The sequence below is a fragment of the Umezawaea beigongshangensis genome (assembly GCF_016464305.1).
In the GTDB taxonomy this organism is placed as follows: Bacteria; Actinomycetota; Actinomycetes; order Mycobacteriales; family Pseudonocardiaceae; genus Umezawaea_A; species Umezawaea_A beigongshangensis.
This window is the reverse complement of the sequence record NZ_JAEIOJ010000002.1, coordinates 231002-246441: the sequence shown is the minus strand read 5'-3', so window position 1 is coordinate 246441 and position 15440 is coordinate 231002. Positions and strand designations below refer to the sequence as shown.

Below are 15440 nucleotides of genomic sequence, written 5' to 3'. Positions count from 1 at the left end.
GAAGAAGAACCTGCGTGGACCGCTTCCGGGACGACGCTCCCGGCCACCGGGCCGCGCCGGTGCGCCACCCTCGCACGATGATCGCCACCACACCGCCGAACAGCGCGTGGACCGCCCTGCACGTCGAGGTCGTCACCGTGCGGGACGCCGTGCGCGCCGTGCACCTGCCCGCGCCGCGCGGGGTCCGGCTCGGGCTGCACCTCGGCGGGCCCCTCGTCCTGGGTGACGCCGCCGTTCCCGCCGGGGAGCACGGGGTCTACCGGCCCGACCAGATCTGCGTGACCCCGCCCGGGGTCGACCGCGTCATCGGCTACCGACCGCGGAGCGGACCGGTGGACCTCGCTCTCGTCACCGTCCCGGACGAGTTCTTCGCCGAGTACGCGCGGTCGCGGCCAGGCGGGTCCGCTGTGGACGTGGGCGCGCTGGAGGCGGTGGGCAGGCCCGATCCGGTGGTGACGGCCGTGGTGGCGACGGTCCTCGACGCGTGGCGGTCGGGCGCCGGCGGCGGGTACGCGGAGGCCGCGGCCCGCTACCTGGTCGCCCACCTGGTGGAGAGCCACGAGCGCGTGACCGGTGGCGCCACCGGTGACGGCGACGGGATCGCCGGTGTCCTGGCCCACCTGCGCGCCCACGTCGCCGAGCCGATCACCCTGCGGGACATGGCGGCCCGCACGCCGCACGACCGGTTCCGGTTCCTGCGCCTGTTCACGGAAGCCACGGGGACGACGCCCCACCGGTACCTGCTCGGTCTGCGGATGGACCTCGCGCGGCACCTGCTCGAAACGGGCGCCGACCCGGTCGCCGAGGTGGCGCGCCGGTGCGGGTTCCCCAGTCCTGAGCACTTCTCCAGGACGTTCCACCGGCACTTCGGCACGACCCCGACGCGGTGCAGGAAGGACGCGCAGCGTGCTCTCGACAACATCCGTCACGAGTCGCGCAATTCTCGTCACGACCGGACCGGTGAGCCGGGAGGTCGTGCAGAATGACGCGGAAGAACGGGTAGCCGACGTGGTGCGCAGCCCTTTCCGGCGAATTCCGCTCGTAGCGTCGCGGGTCCGGAGGACTTCCGGGAACGTCGGAGAGGAACGAAGAGATGTCGATCGGGACCTTTCCCGTGCACGTCCCGCCCACGGGAGGAACGCCGGTGTTCCTGGTGGGCGACACCTACACCACGTTGCTCGACGCGGCGCAGACCAGCGGTGAGTTGTCGCTGGTGGAGGCGATCGTGCCGGTGAACGCCGGCCCGCCGCCGCACACGCACCTGCGCGAGTCGGAGACGTTCGTCCTCCTGGAGGGGAACCTGGTCGTCACCGCGGGCGAGGAGAAGTACGAGGTGGAACCGGGCGGGGTCGTGTACGTGCCGAAGGGCACCACCCACTCGTTCACGAACCTCAGTTCCACGAAGCCGGCGCGGATGTACTTCCTCTACACGCCCGGCGGAATGGACGGAATGTTCGCCGAGATCGGAACACCGGGTGAGCGGGGCGTGGTGGGGCCACCGTTGAACGACGCGGACGTGCGGGCGATGGGCGCGCTGGCGTCGAAGTACCACTACACGTTCGACTGACCGGCCGCTCCGGTGGTCCTCGCGCCGGGCGCCGGAGTCACGGGCGGAACGGCGTCGTGCGCGCGGGCTCCGGATCGCCGTGGCGCGCCACCCCCGTGAGCACTCGCGGCGCGGTGCGCAGCAGGTCGCCGGGGGACCGGCACGCGCCGGACCCCCTGGTCGCGGGCGTGGAGGCGGCGGGGAGGGCCGCCGGCGCGGACAGCGCAGGACCAGGCCCTCCGCCCGCGCGGGCGTGCCCCCCACCGCGCACTCCGCCGCCGGCGGCGCCGGTCTACCCGAACGTCCTGACGAAGCTCGCGGACCGCTCGCACCGGTCGGTGTAGCCGAGGGCGCGGTAGAAGGCGTGCGCCCCGGTCCGGTGCCGCGAACTGCTGATCTCCACGGCGTCGCAGCCCCGCTCCGCGGCGTACCCCTCAGCCGCCCGCAGCAGGCGCTTGCCGGTTCCGGTGCCCCGGCATCGCTCGGAGACCACCAGCGCGACGACCCGGCCGATCATCCCGTCCCGCTCGAACCGGGGGATCGTCGCGACGGCCACGAGGCCCTCCACGCGGCCGTCGACGAGGGCGACGAGCACCGTGCTCGCGGGCAGTTCCGCCCAGCGCCGCAGGCGGAGCCGGACGTCGTCCTCGGAGTTGCCGGGGTACCCCAGCTGGTGCAGCAGGTCCGTCGCGCGCGCCGCGTCGGCGGGTTCCGCCTCGCGGACGATCACCTCGGTCACGACACCCGACCCTACCCGGGTCCGGCCGCCGGGAAGCCGCCGATCAGGCGTTCGTCGCCCGAACCCGTGCGCCGGCACCGGGGTCGGCTGGGCGGCGGGCGGCGGGCTTGCGGCGGTCCAGCAGCCAGTCGGTGATCAGCAGCAGGACCAGGGGGCTGAGCCAGACGCCGATGCTCGCGGCGCTGTACCGCATCATCTCCTCGCTGCCGCCGAAGGTGGTGTCCACCTGCGGCGTGAGCACGATCGTGGCCACGACGTTGACGACCCGGCTCAGCACGATGGACATGGTGAGCGCGAAGCTGCGCGACATCCAGCGGCGGTGATCGCCGAAGCGGCGCTGGCGGGCCGCTCGGAACGCGACGAGCGTGACCAGGAGCCACAGCGCCGAGCCCACGAGGTTGGCCACCCGCACGGAGGGCCCGGCCGCGGTGTGCCAGCCGATGTAGAGGCCGAGCAGCCCGGCGGGCAGCACACCGGCGAAGACGTAGATCCGCCCGGTGATCCGGTGGCCGTGCTTGTGGCGCGTGCGGAACGCGGGCCAGATCTGGAAGCAGGCGGTCGTCATGGCGACGGTGCCGAAGAGGACGTGCGCGACGAGCAGCGGGTGGTAGAGGGAGTTGCCCTCCGGCGCCGGCAGGCGGGACAGGGACGGGTCGAGGGTCAGGTAGGGCGGCACGGAGAAGAGCAGGAACGCCGTGACCACCATCAGCAGCGGGGCGATCCAGGGGCGACGCCACCAGACCGGCGCGCTGCGCGGGGGAGCCGGAGGAGGCGCGGTCGTCGTCGAGGTCATGGGAGTCCGTTCGGATGAGGTCGCGAGCAAGAACTGTGTAGACCATACATAATAAACGTATGACGTACATAGTTTTAGAATGGGGCGACGACACGGACGGGACGGCGATGGCGACACGAGACGGCAAGGGCGCTGACCTCCGGCGCAGCCTCACACTGCTCTGGGAGGGGGGCGCCAGGGGGCAGCGCGGCCCCCGGCCGCGGCTCACCGTGGAGCGGATCGCGCACGCCGCCGTCGAGATCGCGGACGCCGACGGCCTGGAAGCGCTGTCGATGCAGCGGATCGCCGCCGAGCTCGGCTACTCGACCATGTCCATCTACAACCACATCCCGAGCAAGGACCTGCTGCTGGAGGTGGTGGCCGACGTCGCGGCGGGACGACCGCCGGAGCTCGGCGGCGAGACGGACTTCCGGGAGGCGGTCCGGCGCTGGGCCGGTGCGCTGTGGGCCGGTTTCCAGGCCCGTCCCTGGCTGCTGCGCGTCCCGCTCGACCACGCGCCGGTGGGGCCCAACCAGCTCGCGTGGCTCGACCGCCTGCTCCAGCCCCTGCTGGCGGCCGGGCTGGTCGGCGGCGAGGCGAGAGCGGCGGCCCTGCACCTGACCGCGGTCGTGCGCGGCACCGCGCAGATCAGCGCGGACATGAGCACCGCGCGCGGGACCGACGGGGAGTTCCCGCGCGACGGGGTTGAACTGGCGCGGGCGCTGGCCGAGGTCGTCGACCCGGACGGCTATCCCGCCCTGGCGGCCGTGCACGCCGCCGAGATCGCCGGTGACGACCTCGGCCACCGGCGGCCGGACGGCGTGCTGCCCGCCGAGCTGAGCTTCGGCGTGGACCGGTTCCTGGACGGCGTCGAGTCCTGGACGGCCGCGCGGACCAGCCGGGACGGCTGACCGGTCTCAGCGCTCGGCGAGCGACGCGGTCACCGGGGCGACGAAGCGCTCCCGCGCAGGCCGGACGCGCAGCGCGCACACCGCGGCGCGGTTCTCGGCCGTGATCCCGCGCGGGCTCACCCGTGCGGACACGGCTCAGGCCGTCGTGCGATCGGCCAGGGTGTCCCAGAACATGATCTCGTAGCCCTGGAGCAGGCGACCGCACTCCAGGCCCTCGGCGGGGTCCCAGCCGGAGTCGAGCGCGTTCTGCACCGCGGTCAGCGCCAGCTCCTCCAGCTCGGGCACGGGGGTGGCGAAGAAGTCGAAGAACGCGCACGCCGCGTCGCCGAAGCCGTGCCGCGCACGCAGGGCGGTGGACAGGCGGGCGCAGTACCCGCCCCAGGCGGGAAAGTTCACCAGCACCGCGAGCAGCGCGTCGGCGGTGTCGCGCTGCGCCGACAGCCACGACAGGAACGCAGGGTATGCCTGACAGCCCGGCTGCGGCCGGTGCGCGGCGACGCGGTCCGCGTCCCACCCGCACGCCCTCGCCAGCGGCTCCAGCGCGTCGAGCGCCACGGCCTCGCCCTGCGCGTAGGAGGTGAAGAACGTGCGGGCGGACGCGTCCCGCGCCGATCCGGCGAGGTGCAGGAACGTCCGCCAGTCGCTGCGGATCACCCGCTGCTGCTCCGCCGCGAGCGCGCCCACGGCGTCGAGCCCGGCGTCCCCGGACTCCACCAGCGCCACCAGGCGGTTCTCCGCCGGTGCCAGGTCCTCGCGCGCCCGTTCCACCAGTTCCGCCGCTCGCGTGTTCCGCACCCGACCACGGTAGAGCAGCGGAACGCTCGCGGGGACGGATTCGCGCCTCGGCCGCCGGTGTCGGCGAGCAGGTCCCGGTGCAGCTCCTCGCCCGCGGGCCACGGGCCGGAACCGGCCGTCGGGTCGACGTGCCCGGCGTCGCCGAGCTCGGCGGGCGGCGGTGTGACAGCCGTCCCGGTCCGGCCGCGTCAGATCCTGAAGACGGTGGTGCGGGGCGGCAGCATGAGGAAGACCCGGCCGGACAGCCGTTCGACGTCCCCCCGGCTGCCGAAGACCGCTCCGGCCACGAAGTCCACCACCCGCTTGGCCTCCGCGACGTCCAGGTCGGCCAGGTCGACGACCACGGGCATCTTCTGGCGGTAGTGCTCGCCGATCATCCGCACGTCCCGGAAGTCGCGGACCTTGACGATGGCGATCTGGAGGTCCTGCTCCGGCGGCGCGTGACCGTCCCGGTCCTCGTCGGAAGGCCGGTCGTCGAAGCCGAGCAGCACGTCGTCCGGGTGGAACCGGTCGCCGGGCCTGCGAGCCGCCACACGAACCCCCCGGTCCTCGCGGTGCGCCGACCGTCTTCCCGGAGAAGCTCCACCGATGGGAAAACGGTAGCGCGTGCGCCCCGCCGTCCTGGGGTGCGACACCACCTCCGGGACGTCCGCGCCCGGCGCGGTGCCGTCCTGGTGATCGTCGAGCGTTCAGCGTGTGTTCACCCCGCCGGGGGGACGGGCGTGCCCGCGGCCGACGACACTTCTCCGCGGTCGTGCGCAAGCGCGCCCACCGCCCTGTCGCGTCGTCGAACGGTGAGCCCCCATGAGCCACGGCCACGAGCACGACCACCACCACGAGCACGGTCACCACGAGCACGAGCACCACGAGGACGGCGGCGGAGCCGTCGAGGGGAGCTGGCGGGACCAGGAGGACGACCGGCCGCTGTCCGTGGCACGCCGCCGCTTCCTCGCGGGTGTGGGGGTCGCGGCCGGAGCCGCCGCGGTGGCGGGACCGCTCGCCGCAACGGCCGCCGCCGACGACTCCGCGGCGGCGCGGCAGCGGCCGACGAACCCCTGGGAGCCGCGCGGGCAGTGGCTGGCGGGTGACCACCACATCCACACCCAGTACTCCTCGGACGGGCAGTACGAGATCGCCACCCAGGTCGCGAGGGCGCGGCAGTACGGCCTGGACTGGGTCGTGATCACCGACCACGGCGGGGTGACCCACCAGAAGTTCTCCATCGACCAGACAGCGCCGGACGTCGAACGCGCCCGGCGCGCGCACCGGGACGTGCTGGTCTACCAGGGCGTGGAGTGGAACATCCCCGGCGCGGAGCACGCCACGGTGTTCGTGCCGCCGGGGCGCGACGCCGTCGAGGTCCTCCGCGCCTTCGAGGCCGCCTACGACGGCGGAGTGCTGTCGACGTCGGTCGAGCAGGGCGGTCGCGGCCTGCTCTCCCGCTCCACCTCCGCCGACGGCGAGCCGTACGCGCTGGCCGCACTGCGCTACCTGGAGGCCCAGGTCCTCGCCGGGCGCACCGAGCTGGCCCTGATGTTCGCCAACCACCCGTCGCGGCGCGGTGTGGACAGCCCGCACGAGATGCGCGGCTGGCGCGACGCCGCGCCCGGCGTGGCGGTGGGCATGGAGGGCGCACCCGGCCACCAGGCGGCGGGCATCCCGGCCGCCGCGGGAGGACGCGGTGGCGCGCGCGGCTACTACGACTCCTCGCCCGGCGTGGACAGCTTCCCCGGCTACGCCCCGACCGCGGCGGAGAACCCCTACCGCACCTACGGCGGCTTCGACTGGGCGGCGGCGAAGGTGGGCGGTCTGTGGGACTCCCTGCTGGCCGAGGGCAGGCCGTGGTGGATCACCGCGACCTCCGACAGCCACCAGGTCTTCCGCGACACGTTCGTGCAAGGCGGGCAGGACCACACCACGACCGGCAGCCGGGGCGCGCCCGTGGACACCGGCGTGCCCCAGACGGGGTTCGGCGACTTCTGGCCCGGCTACTACAGCAGCACCGTGGTCGGCGCCTCCTCGCGCTCGTACGTGGACGTCATGCGGGGCCTGCAGGCGGGCAAGATCATCGCTGTGCACGGTCGTCTCGTCGACGCGGTGGACGTGCGGGTGCGCGCCCTGTCCGAGGGCGACCGGCGCGGCGTCACCACCGGTGGCCGGACGTGGGTCCGCCGCGGCGGGGACGTCGAGGTCACGATCGAGGTGACCCTCGCGGGCGGCCCCAACCACAACGGCGCCGTGCCGAAGCTCGCCAAGGTCGACCTCGTGGCGGGCCCGATCACCGGGCCGTCGGCCGACCGGGACGCGCTGAGCGCGCCCGGCACGTCGGTCGTGCAGACCTTCGAGGTGGCCCGCGGCGCGCGGAAGGCGAAGTTCACCCACACCTTCCGGGCGGTCGACCACGCCTTCTACCTGCGCGTGCGCGGCAGCGACGGCAACCGCCTCACCGCGGACGGCGGGCCGGTGATGGACATCGGCGGGGACGCGGACCCGTGGGCCGACCTGTGGTTCTACGCCAACCCGGTGTTCGTGGACGTCGTCTGACGATGGCGGACGTCAGGTGGGTCGCGGCCGTCGCGGGACCCCGCTTCGCCGACGGCACCGCGGCCCACCTGGACGCCGCGGTGCTGTCGGCGGTGGACCGCAGCGGGCTCGTCGCCGACCTCGTGTGCACCGGGGTCGACCGCTCGCGAACCGTCACGGCGACGGCGGTGTTCGCCAGGACCACCGCTCCGGGCGGGGACCCCGCCGCGTTCACCGCGCTGCTGGACGGCCGGCCGTGCGCGGTGGACCCGGTCGCCGCCGGTGCGCGCTGCGTGCGCTTCCCCGGCCAGGACGCGCTCAGCGGCGTGGTGCCGGCCGCGGCGATCCCCGCGGAGTCGGCGGTGGACGAGGTGCTGGGCGTCGGAGTCCGCGTCGAGCGGGACGCCCCGGTCGACACCCGCGACTTCCTGCGGCCGGTGTTCCTCGACGGACGGCTCGTCCTGCTCGTGGAACCGGGTGCCGGGGGAGTGCTGCGGCCGGTGGAGATCGCCGACCCGCACCAGTGCTGCGGGGGGCACTGAGGTCTCGGTGGCGGGGCCGCCCGGCACCACGTGCGAGGGCGCGTCCGGTCATCGCTGAGCCGTCGAGGTGCCATGGTGGCACCGTTGCGGCTTGCATTGGTGCCACGAGTGCGCCATAGTTCTGTCATGGACCTGAGCACGTACGTCGACAACCTCGGGCGCGAATTGGCGCTGCTGGCCGAGACCGGTGGTGACGACGCCCGCGCACTGGTCGAGCGCCTGAGCGGAGCACTGGAGTCCGCGATCCGGCTGACGCTGCTGGAGACGCTGTCCGCCGCCGCGGACGAGATCACCCTGGACCTCGCGCCCGGCTCGGTCGAGCTGCGCCTGCGCGGCCGCGATCCGGACTTCGTGGTGACGCCACCACCTGCCGAGCGGTCCGCCGACGGCGCGGCGGAGACGACCGTCGGGCCGGTGCGGACCGACGAGGTGCCGGCGTTCGACGAGGGTGCCACCACCCGGATCAACGTCCGCCTCTCGGAGCAGCTCAAGTCCGCGATCGAGGAGGCCGCGACGGCGGAGGGTCGCTCGGTCAACGCGTGGCTCGTGCGGGCCGCGTCGGCCGCGCTCCAGCAGCCGGACCGCCAGCGGACCCCGGAACCGGGCGGCAGCGGCAAGCGCGGTCAGCAGCGCTTCACCGGCTGGGTGCGGTAACCGCACCCAGCGCTCCCACCGGGGAAAACGCCGAACCGACACAGTCACGGGGGACAGCCATGCCCACTTTCGACACACCGGAACCGATCGACGTCACGGTCGAGATCCCCGCCGGGGACGTGCGCGTCACCGCCGGCGACCGCACCGACACCGTCGTCGAGGTCCGCCCGAGCGACGAGCGGGACGCCAGGGACGTGCGGGCCGCGGAGCAGACGCGCGTCGAGTACGAGAACGGCAAGCTGCTGATCAGGAGACCCGGAGCGAGCGGGATCGGCCTGGTCTGGAAGCGCGGGTCGGTGGAGGTGCGCGTCGACGTGCCGACCGGTTCGCAGGTCCGCGGCACCACGGGGGCGGGAGACCTCCGCCTCACCGGACGGCTCGGCGAGTGCCGCCTCAGGTCCGGGACCGGCAACGTCGAGACCGACCGCACCGGACCGCTGCACCTGCACACGGCCACCGGCAACGTCGTCGTGGACACCGTCGACGGCGACGCCGAGGTCTCCACCTCCTCCGGCACCCTGCGCATCGGCGAGATCGGCGGCGGCGCGGTCGTCAAGAACTCCAACGGCCCCACCTCGATCGCCAGGGTCGCGGGTGAGCTGCGGGTGCGCGCGTCCAACGGCGACATCTCCGTCGCGGAGGCCGCCGCCGGGATCGACGCGAGGAGCGCCAACGGCTCGATCCGGGTCGGCGAGGTCGTCCGCGGCTCCACCGTGCTCAGGAGCTCGCTGGGTGACGTCGAGGTCGGCATCGGCGAGGACACGGCCGCCTGGCTCGACCTGAACACCGCCCACGGCAGGGTGCACAACCTGCTGGAGGAGACCGCGGGACGGCCCGAGCGGAGCCGGACCGTCGAGGTGCGCGTGCACACCTCGTTCGGCGACATCACGGTCCGCCGCTCCTGACCACCCGTCCCGACACCGCTTGGGGGAGAACAGATGCACCCGTCCGACGAACCTGTCACGATGCCGGCGACCCGCGCACCCGGCTGTCCCTTCGACCCTCCCGCGGAGCTGGCGGCGCTGCGCGACGAGCGGGCGCTGCGCCCGATGCGCTACCCCGACGGCCACGTGGGCTGGTTGGCCACCGGCCACGCCGCGGTGCGCGCGGTGCTGGCCGACCCGCGGTTCAGCGCGCGGCCCGAACTCGCGCACCTGCCGGTGCCGCGGCACATCCCCGGTGGAGAGCTGCCGCCGGTCCCGCCGGGGATGTTCGTCAAGGTCGACCCGCCGGAGCACACCCGCTACCGGGGTCTGCTCACCGGCAGGTTCACCGTCCGCCGGATGCGTCAGCTCACCGCCCGCGTCGAGCAGATCACCGCCGAGCACCTGGAGGAGATGGCGCGCAACGGTTCGCCCACCGACCTGGTGACCGCGTTCGCCCAGCCGGTCCCGGCGCTGGTGATCTGCGAACTCCTGGGCGCACCCGAGTCCGACCGCCCCTTCTTCCTGGAGCACACGGCGACGTTCAACGACGTCAACGCCACCGCCGAGCAGCAGATGGCGTCGTTCGCCGCGATCGGCGGGTTCCTGCACGAGCTGGTGCTCGCCAAGCGGCGGACCCCGACCGACGACCTGCTCGGCGACCTCGTCGGAGGCGACGTGACGTCCGGCGACCTCGACAGCGGCGACCTCACCGACGAGGAGCTCACCAACATCGCGGTCCTGCTGCTGGGAGCCGGGCTGGACACGACGTCGAACATGCTCTCCCTGGGGACCTTCGCCCTGCTGAGCGACCCCGGCCAGGTGGCCGCGCTGCACGCCGATCCGGACCGGGCCGTCGAGGAGCTGCTGCGCTACCTCAGCATCGCCCCGGTCCTGACGCGGGCCGCGCTGGAGGACGTCGTGGTGGAGGGGCAGCTCGTCCGGGCCGGCCAGACGGTCACGCTCCAGGTGGGTGCGGCGAACCGCGACCCCGCGAGGTTCCCGGACCCCGACGCGCTCGACCTGACCAGGCGTGCCACCGGGCACCTGGCCTTCGGGCACGGCGTGCACCAGTGCCTCGGACAGCAGCTGGCACGGGTGGAGATGCGCGTCGCCCTGCCCGCGCTGTTCGCCCGGTTCCCCGGTCTGCGCCTGGCCGTCGAGCCGGGAGAGGTGCCGCTGCGGTCCGACGTGGACATCCTCGGCGTGCAGCGGCTCCCCGTGGCCTGGGACGTCTCGTGAGGGTGCGGGTGGACCGCGAGCGCTGCGTCGGCGCGGGGATGTGCGCGCTGACCGCGCCGGAGGTGTTCGACCAGGACGACGAGGAGGGGCTGGTCCTCCTGCTCGACCCCGCGCCTCCGGCGTCGCGGCACGCGATCACCCGCGACGCGGCCTCGGCCTGTCCCTCGGGGGCCGTCACCGTCGTGGAGGGGTGAGTCGGCCCGCCGCCCGGCGACCGCCAGGCCGTCCCGGCTCAGACCTCGGCGCCCGACAGCGGTCCGAGGGCGGAGACGGGCTGCCGGGGCTCCTGACGCAGGGTGTTCAGGCCGCCGAGCGCGTCCTGCGCGACGATGCGCTCGGCCGCCGCTGAGTCGCCCGCGCGCAGGGCGCGCACGAGCGCGCGGTGGCCGCTGTAGCGGTCGAGGCCGGACCGGTCGTCCGCGGCGACGCGTTCGAGCAGCCGGGTGCGGCGCTCGCTGCGGGAGAAGACGCGGGTCTGCTCCAGCAGGCGGACGAGCACGGGGTTGCCCGCGCAGGCGGTCACGGCGTCGTTGAAGCGCTGCACCGCGTCGAACAGCGCGGCGACCTGGCGCTCGACGGGACGGCCGTCGGCGTGGCGCCTCTGGACGACGATCAGCAGGTCGTCGGCCTCGTCGAGGATCTCGTCCAGCCGGTCGAGCTGCGCGGGGGTGGCGTGGCGGGCCGCGAACCGGGCGACCAGGCCGCGCAGCGCGACCTCCACCTCGGCGAGGTCCTGCACGGCGGTGTCGCCGATGGTGGCCACGACGACGGTGCGGGGCCCGGTGCGTTCGACGAGCCCGTCCTGCTCCAGCCGCCGGATCGCCTCGCGCACCGGGGTGGGACTGACCGAGAGCCGTTCGGCGAGACCGCGCTCGGTGATCTTCTCGCCCGGCCGCAGCTCGCCGGAGCCGATGGCGTCGTGCACGGCGCGGTAGGCGCGATCGGCCAGCGTCCCGGCGCTCGGTGTGCTGAGCGGGCCTCGTGTCATGCGCTGATCCTACTGCTGTGCCATGGCAAGAGCTCGAAGAAACCTTTGACATTTTTGCTATAGCATCTCTACGGTGACGACCGGCGGCGGCGCGACGCAGCGACCGCGGCTCCACGGAGGGTCTCCATGACGACGGTCGACGCACCCGCTCGGCGAGCGCGAGGACGCAGCGCCACCTTCTTCGTCGCTCTCGCGGTCTTCGCGCAGGAGTCGACCTGGAACTTCTACGACGCCCAGGTGCCGCCGCTGCTGCGCGAGCACCTGGACGACGCCGTCCTGATCGGGCTGCTGATGGGGATGGACAACCTGTTCGGCGTCGTCGTGCAGCCGTGGATCGGCAACCGCTCGGACAACACCCGCACCCGCTGGGGACGCCGCATCCCCTACCTGGCCGTCGGGATGCCGGTCGCGGCGGTCCTGTTCGCCACGATCCCGCTCGCGTCGTCGCTGCCCGCCCTGGTGGCCCTGATGCTCACCTACGCCCTGGTGGCCAACAGCTTCAAGCCGATCGCGGAGTCCCTGCTGCCGGACTTCGTCCGCCCGGAGCGGCGCAGCAGGGCCAGCGCGGCGGTGAAGATCGCCTCCAGCCTGACGATCGTCGTCTCGGCGCTGATCAGCGCGTTCCTCGTGGACTCGCACCCGACGCTGTCGTTCTCGATCCCCTCGGCGCTGATGCTCCTCTCGGCCGCGGTCCTCGTCTGGAAGGTCCGCGACAGCGCCTCGCCGGCGTACCGGGCGGTGGTCGCCGAGGACGCCGACCCCGAGCGCCGCGCCGCGCCCGCCACGCGGATGCGCGACGTCGTGGGAGACGTCGTGCGCGACCGGAACCGCAGCCGGCTGCTGGTGCTCCTCGCGATCCTGCTGTTCGGCGGAGCCTGGGCGGCGTCGCGCTCGCTCATCACGCCCTACGGCACGGAGACGCTGGGGCTGTCGCGCGGCAGCGCCGGCAGCCTCACCCTGCCCGGCGGCATCGCGTTCCTGCTCACCGCCTACCCCCTCGCGCTGCTGTCCGAACGCGTCGGGCGGCTGCGGGTGATGTCGCTCGGCGTGGTCGTGTTCGTGGTGTCGCTGACCGCGGGCGCGTTCCTGCGCACGCCGGTCGCGACGGTGGTGGCGCTGTGCCTGGGCGCGATCGGCGCGGCCGCGTTCCTGATCAACGCCTCGGTGGTCCTGTGGAACCTGGCCCCGTCCGCGCGGGTGCTGGGCACCTACACCGGCCTCTACACCGTGAGCTGGGCGAGCGGCGGCTTCCTCGGCCCGGCCGCGGTCGGCGCGCTGATCGACCTCACCGGCTGGCGCTTCATGCTGCTCGACGCCGCACTGCTCGCCGCGCTCGCCGTCGTCGCGGTGCTGCGGATCGACGTGCTGCGCCGCCGGAACCCGGCCGACGCGGCCGACGTGCTGTGAGCCCCCCCCGACATCCGATCCACGACGAGGAGAGATGTGAACAGCGACAGCGAGAACTCGGTGCGAGTCCTGGTCCCGGCCGGGATGCTCGGCGCCGGGTTCGCCCCGGAGACGGTCGACCGCGGCCTGGCGCTCGGCGCGGACGTGATCGCCGTCGACGGCGGCTCGACCGACTCCGGCCCCCACTACCTGGGCTCGGGCACGGCGAAGACCACCGCGGCGGCGGTGGCGCGCGACCTGCGCGTCCTGCTCGCGGCCGTGGCGGAGGCGGGCGTCCCGCTCGTCGTCGGCTCGTGCGGCACCAGCGGCACCGACAGCGGGGTGGACTGGGTGGCCGGGATCGTCGAGGAGATCCTCGCCGAGCGGAACCACGACCTCTCCGTCGCGAGGATCTACAGCGAGCAGAGCCCCGCGCACCTGAAGGAGCGGCTCGCCGCGGGCGCGATCCACCCGCTGCCGCCGCTGGGCGAGCTGCGGCCGGAGACCCTGGACAGCTGCACCCACGTCGTCGGGATGATGGGGCACGAGCCGATCGAGGCCGCACTGCGCGCCGGTGCCGACGTCGTCCTGGCCGGGCGTGCCACCGACACGGCGGTCATCGCGGCGCTCCCGCTCACGAGGGGGATGCCGCCCGGCCCCGTCTGGCACGCCGCGAAGATCGCCGAGTGCGGCGGGCAGTGCACGACGAACCCGCGCTCCGGCGGGGTGTTCGTCACGATCGACCGCGACGGCTTCACGATCGAACCGCTCGACCCCGCCGTGTCGTGCACGCCGACGTCCGTGGCCGCGCACATGCTCTACGAGACGGTGAACCCGTTCCGGATGCGCGAGCCCGCCGGGACCGTGGACGTCTCCGAGGCCACCTACCACGCCCTCGACGACCGGCGGGTCCGCGTCGAGGGGTCCCGCTTCGAGGTCGCCGAGCAGCACACGATCAAGCTGGAGGGCGCGCGGATCACCGGCTACCAGACCACGTCGTTCACCGGCATCCGCGACCCGCACATCCTGGCCGACGTCGAGAACTGGGCCGCGCTGCTGCGGCGGGTGCTCGCCGAGCGGGTGAGCCAGACCCTCGGTCTCACCGAGGAGGAGTACGCCACCGACATCCGCCTCTACGGGCACAACGCGATCCTGGGCGACCTCGACCCGGCCACCGGCCCGGCCCGCGAGGTCGGCGTCATGCTGCTGGTCAACGCCTCCGACCAGGCGACGGCCACCGCGGTGGCCAAGATCGCCAACCCGCTGATGCTGCACCTGCCCACGCCCGACATGCCGCACCTGCCGAGCCTGGCGTTCCCCTTCTCGCCCGCGGAGACCGAGCGCGGTGCCGCCTACGAGTTCGTCCTCAACCACGTCGTCGACTCCGAGACGCCGACGGCCATGTTCCGCACCGAGCACCGAAAGGCCACAGCCCGTGCCTGACACGCTGGGAGACCTCGCCGTCGAGGTCCGGTCCAAGAACGCGGGGCCCTTCTGGGTCACCCTGGAGCTGTTCATGCGCGACGAGGCCGGGTACGCGCTGGCCGCCGACGAGGACTTCCTCGACGAGGACGTCGTCGCCCGCCTGTACGGCGTTCCCGCCGAGGGGGTGCAGATCTTCCGCATCCCCTCGCTGAACGTCGTGAAGATCTCCTTCCCCCGCCCGGTCTCCCAGGGCGGCCTGCGGGACCGCGACGTCCACGCGGGGCAGCACCACGTCCCGCTCGCCGCACTGGTTCCGCCCGCGAGCACCGGGAGCCGGTGACCGCTCCGACGCCGTCGCCCCCTACCGGGAGAACGGGTCCGCTGGTCCGGGGACGGTGGGGCGGAGCGGTCCGTCGTCCCCGGACCGGGACGAGTGCTGCCCGACCGCCTCCGCCGGCCACGCCGGTGGCGGGTCGAGGCTGGACAGCGCCGCGCACGCCAGCACAGCGGCGATCGTCCCGACGACGATCCTGGTCCGACGCACGAACGACCTCCGGGGGGCGACGGGGAGCGGGGCGGCCGGGCGGGACCGGCCCCGCTGAGCGTCGCGCACGAACCGCGCCCCTCCCGGCGAAGACGACGATCATCAGCCGTTCAGGACGCCCGGTTCACCACGACCGGTGGCCCGGCGATCCGCAGAGTGCGGAATCCGCACCGGCCGGTCCACCTTCGGGGCGTCCCACCTCGCAATCGCGCGACGCGACCGGCACCGGTCGGCCACCGGTGCCGCCGCTCGGGATTCCCGGCCCAGCACCAGCCGCTCGACCTCGGCGAGCGCGTCGTGCGCCCTCGCGAGCCGCCGCGCGTTCTCGGCCACGCCGGTGTCGCCGAGCAGGGTCTGGGCCGCCTCCCGGACCGCTTCCGCGTCGGGGTGGCGGTCCGCGCAGGGGCGAGGTCGCACTCCCGGCCGTCCGGCCGAACGGAGGACGGGCGG

At 73.9% G+C, this 15440-nt stretch carries 20 protein-coding genes; 12 read left to right on the top strand and 8 right to left on the bottom strand.

Annotated elements, in window-relative coordinates:
- Nucleotides 1–77 precede the first annotated feature (77 nt).
- The gene (locus tag IMZ35_RS31660; RefSeq protein ID WP_199439860.1) at nt 78–986 is read left to right on the top strand and encodes an AraC family transcriptional regulator; all 909 of its coding nucleotides are present in this window, start codon (nt 78–80) and stop codon (nt 984–986) included.
- A gap of 107 nt (nt 987–1093) precedes the next feature.
- Nucleotides 1094–1567 (top strand): cupin domain-containing protein, encoded by a 474-nt coding sequence (locus IMZ35_RS05695; RefSeq protein ID WP_199439859.1) that lies wholly within the window; start codon nt 1094–1096, stop codon nt 1565–1567.
- A gap of 271 nt (nt 1568–1838) precedes the next feature.
- On the opposite strand, the gene IMZ35_RS05690 is transcribed toward IMZ35_RS05695, so the two are convergent.
- Together IMZ35_RS05690 and IMZ35_RS05685 are read right to left on the bottom strand one after the other, a co-directional pair.
- Nucleotides 1839–2285 (bottom strand): GNAT family N-acetyltransferase, encoded by a 447-nt coding sequence (locus IMZ35_RS05690; protein WP_199439858.1) that lies wholly within the window; start codon nt 2283–2285, stop codon nt 1839–1841.
- A gap of 43 nt (nt 2286–2328) precedes the next feature.
- Nucleotides 2329–3078 carry a DUF2306 domain-containing protein gene (locus tag IMZ35_RS05685; protein ID WP_199439857.1) on the bottom strand — a complete coding sequence of 250 codons (750 nt, stop codon included), beginning with the start codon at nt 3076–3078 and terminating at the stop codon, nt 2329–2331.
- 59 nt (nt 3079–3137) lie between these two features.
- Here IMZ35_RS05685 and IMZ35_RS05680 point away from each other — a divergent pair, with 59 nt between their 5' ends.
- Nucleotides 3138–3968, top strand: a complete 831-nt coding sequence (locus tag IMZ35_RS05680) for a TetR/AcrR family transcriptional regulator (RefSeq protein ID WP_229370815.1) — start codon at nt 3138–3140, stop codon at nt 3966–3968.
- Nucleotides 3969–3974: 6 nt separating this feature from the next.
- Here IMZ35_RS05680 and IMZ35_RS31305 read toward each other — a convergent pair whose 3' ends face one another.
- The 3 genes from IMZ35_RS31305 to IMZ35_RS31300 form a co-directional block, all read right to left on the bottom strand.
- Nucleotides 3975–4100 (bottom strand): hypothetical protein, encoded by a 126-nt coding sequence (locus tag IMZ35_RS31305; RefSeq protein ID WP_267877043.1) that lies wholly within the window; start codon nt 4098–4100, stop codon nt 3975–3977.
- A gap of 3 nt (nt 4101–4103) precedes the next feature.
- On the bottom strand, nt 4104–4763 hold the full coding sequence (locus tag IMZ35_RS05675; RefSeq protein WP_199439856.1) for a thiaminase II/PqqC family protein: 660 nt from the start codon (nt 4761–4763) through the stop codon (nt 4104–4106).
- 188 nt (nt 4764–4951) lie between these two features.
- Complete coding sequence (locus IMZ35_RS31300; RefSeq protein ID WP_199439855.1) at nt 4952–5296, bottom strand: cell division protein SepF; 345 nt, start codon at nt 5294–5296, stop codon at nt 4952–4954.
- A 271-nt stretch (nt 5297–5567) separates the two neighbouring features.
- Here IMZ35_RS31300 and IMZ35_RS05665 point away from each other — a divergent pair, with 271 nt between their 5' ends.
- The 6 genes from IMZ35_RS05665 (at nt 5568) to IMZ35_RS05640 (ending at nt 10841) form a co-directional block, all read left to right on the top strand.
- The gene (locus IMZ35_RS05665; RefSeq protein WP_199439854.1) at nt 5568–7307 is read left to right on the top strand and encodes a PHP domain-containing protein; all 1740 of its coding nucleotides are present in this window, start codon (nt 5568–5570) and stop codon (nt 7305–7307) included.
- Nucleotides 7308–7309: 2 nt separating this feature from the next.
- Nucleotides 7310–7828 (top strand): hypothetical protein, encoded by a 519-nt coding sequence (locus tag IMZ35_RS05660; RefSeq protein WP_199439853.1) that lies wholly within the window; start codon nt 7310–7312, stop codon nt 7826–7828.
- A gap of 126 nt (nt 7829–7954) precedes the next feature.
- A complete protein-coding gene (locus IMZ35_RS05655) occupies nt 7955–8482 on the top strand; it encodes a type II toxin -antitoxin system TacA 1-like antitoxin (protein WP_199439852.1) in 528 nt (175 codons plus the stop codon).
- Between the two features lie 59 nt (nt 8483–8541).
- Nucleotides 8542–9387, top strand: coding sequence for a DUF4097 family beta strand repeat-containing protein (locus IMZ35_RS05650; protein ID WP_199439851.1), 846 nt, complete (start codon nt 8542–8544; stop codon nt 9385–9387).
- 60 nt (nt 9388–9447) lie between these two features.
- Nucleotides 9448–10647, top strand: a complete 1200-nt coding sequence (locus tag IMZ35_RS05645) for a cytochrome P450 (protein ID WP_229370813.1) — start codon at nt 9448–9450, stop codon at nt 10645–10647.
- Nucleotides 10644–10841, top strand: a complete 198-nt coding sequence (locus tag IMZ35_RS05640; protein ID WP_199439849.1) for a ferredoxin — start codon at nt 10644–10646, stop codon at nt 10839–10841. The genes IMZ35_RS05645 and IMZ35_RS05640 overlap by 4 nt, the downstream gene beginning before the upstream one ends.
- 38 nt (nt 10842–10879) lie before the next feature.
- On the opposite strand, the gene IMZ35_RS05635 is transcribed toward IMZ35_RS05640, so the two are convergent.
- Nucleotides 10880–11635, bottom strand: a complete 756-nt coding sequence (locus IMZ35_RS05635) for a GntR family transcriptional regulator (protein WP_199439848.1) — start codon at nt 11633–11635, stop codon at nt 10880–10882.
- Nucleotides 11636–11761: 126 nt separating this feature from the next.
- On the opposite strand from IMZ35_RS05635, the gene IMZ35_RS05630 reads away from it, so the two are divergent.
- From IMZ35_RS05630 to IMZ35_RS05620, 3 genes are all read left to right on the top strand, one after another.
- Nucleotides 11762–13042: an MFS transporter gene (locus IMZ35_RS05630; RefSeq protein WP_199439847.1), complete on the top strand. Its 1281-nt coding sequence runs from the start codon at nt 11762–11764 to the stop codon at nt 13040–13042.
- A gap of 84 nt (nt 13043–13126) precedes the next feature.
- Entirely contained in the window at nt 13127–14464 is a 1338-nt protein-coding gene (locus tag IMZ35_RS05625) for an acyclic terpene utilization AtuA family protein (RefSeq protein ID WP_199440304.1), read from the top strand.
- The gene (locus IMZ35_RS05620) at nt 14457–14786 is read left to right on the top strand and encodes a DUF4387 domain-containing protein (RefSeq protein ID WP_199439846.1); all 330 of its coding nucleotides are present in this window, start codon (nt 14457–14459) and stop codon (nt 14784–14786) included. The genes IMZ35_RS05625 and IMZ35_RS05620 overlap by 8 nt, the downstream gene beginning before the upstream one ends.
- Before the next feature lie 21 nt (nt 14787–14807).
- Here the strand turns inward: IMZ35_RS05620 and IMZ35_RS05615 are convergent, their stop codons facing one another.
- Together IMZ35_RS05615 and IMZ35_RS05610 are read right to left on the bottom strand one after the other, a co-directional pair.
- Complete coding sequence (locus tag IMZ35_RS05615) at nt 14808–14990, bottom strand: hypothetical protein (RefSeq protein WP_199439845.1); 183 nt, start codon at nt 14988–14990, stop codon at nt 14808–14810.
- A 102-nt stretch (nt 14991–15092) separates the two neighbouring features.
- On the bottom strand, nt 15093–15407 hold the full coding sequence (locus tag IMZ35_RS05610; protein ID WP_199439844.1) for a hypothetical protein: 315 nt from the start codon (nt 15405–15407) through the stop codon (nt 15093–15095).
- Nucleotides 15408–15440 lie beyond the last annotated feature (33 nt).

What these genes read in the sequence shown, in the direction of transcription:
- IMZ35_RS05685 (WP_199439857.1), bottom strand. Translation starts at nt 3,078, where the DNA reads ATGACCTCGACGACGACCGCGCCTCCTCCGGCTCCCCCGCGCAGCGCG.
- IMZ35_RS05650 (WP_199439851.1), top strand. Translation starts at nt 8,542, where the DNA reads ATGCCCACTTTCGACACACCGGAACCGATCGACGTCACGGTCGAGATC.
- IMZ35_RS05645 (WP_229370813.1), top strand. Translation starts at nt 9,448, where the DNA reads ATGCCGGCGACCCGCGCACCCGGCTGTCCCTTCGACCCTCCCGCGGAG.
- IMZ35_RS05695 (WP_199439859.1), top strand. Translation starts at nt 1,094, where the DNA reads ATGTCGATCGGGACCTTTCCCGTGCACGTCCCGCCCACGGGAGGAACG.
- IMZ35_RS05665 (WP_199439854.1), top strand. Translation starts at nt 5,568, where the DNA reads ATGAGCCACGGCCACGAGCACGACCACCACCACGAGCACGGTCACCAC.
- IMZ35_RS05680 (WP_229370815.1), top strand. Translation starts at nt 3,138, where the DNA reads ATGACGTACATAGTTTTAGAATGGGGCGACGACACGGACGGGACGGCG.
- IMZ35_RS05660 (WP_199439853.1), top strand. Translation starts at nt 7,310, where the DNA reads ATGGCGGACGTCAGGTGGGTCGCGGCCGTCGCGGGACCCCGCTTCGCC.
- IMZ35_RS05635 (WP_199439848.1), bottom strand. Translation starts at nt 11,635, where the DNA reads ATGACACGAGGCCCGCTCAGCACACCGAGCGCCGGGACGCTGGCCGAT.
- IMZ35_RS05630 (WP_199439847.1), top strand. Translation starts at nt 11,762, where the DNA reads ATGACGACGGTCGACGCACCCGCTCGGCGAGCGCGAGGACGCAGCGCC.
- IMZ35_RS31660 (WP_199439860.1), top strand. Translation starts at nt 78, where the DNA reads ATGATCGCCACCACACCGCCGAACAGCGCGTGGACCGCCCTGCACGTC.
- IMZ35_RS05655 (WP_199439852.1), top strand. Translation starts at nt 7,955, where the DNA reads ATGGACCTGAGCACGTACGTCGACAACCTCGGGCGCGAATTGGCGCTG.
- IMZ35_RS05625 (WP_199440304.1), top strand. Translation starts at nt 13,127, where the DNA reads ATGCTCGGCGCCGGGTTCGCCCCGGAGACGGTCGACCGCGGCCTGGCG.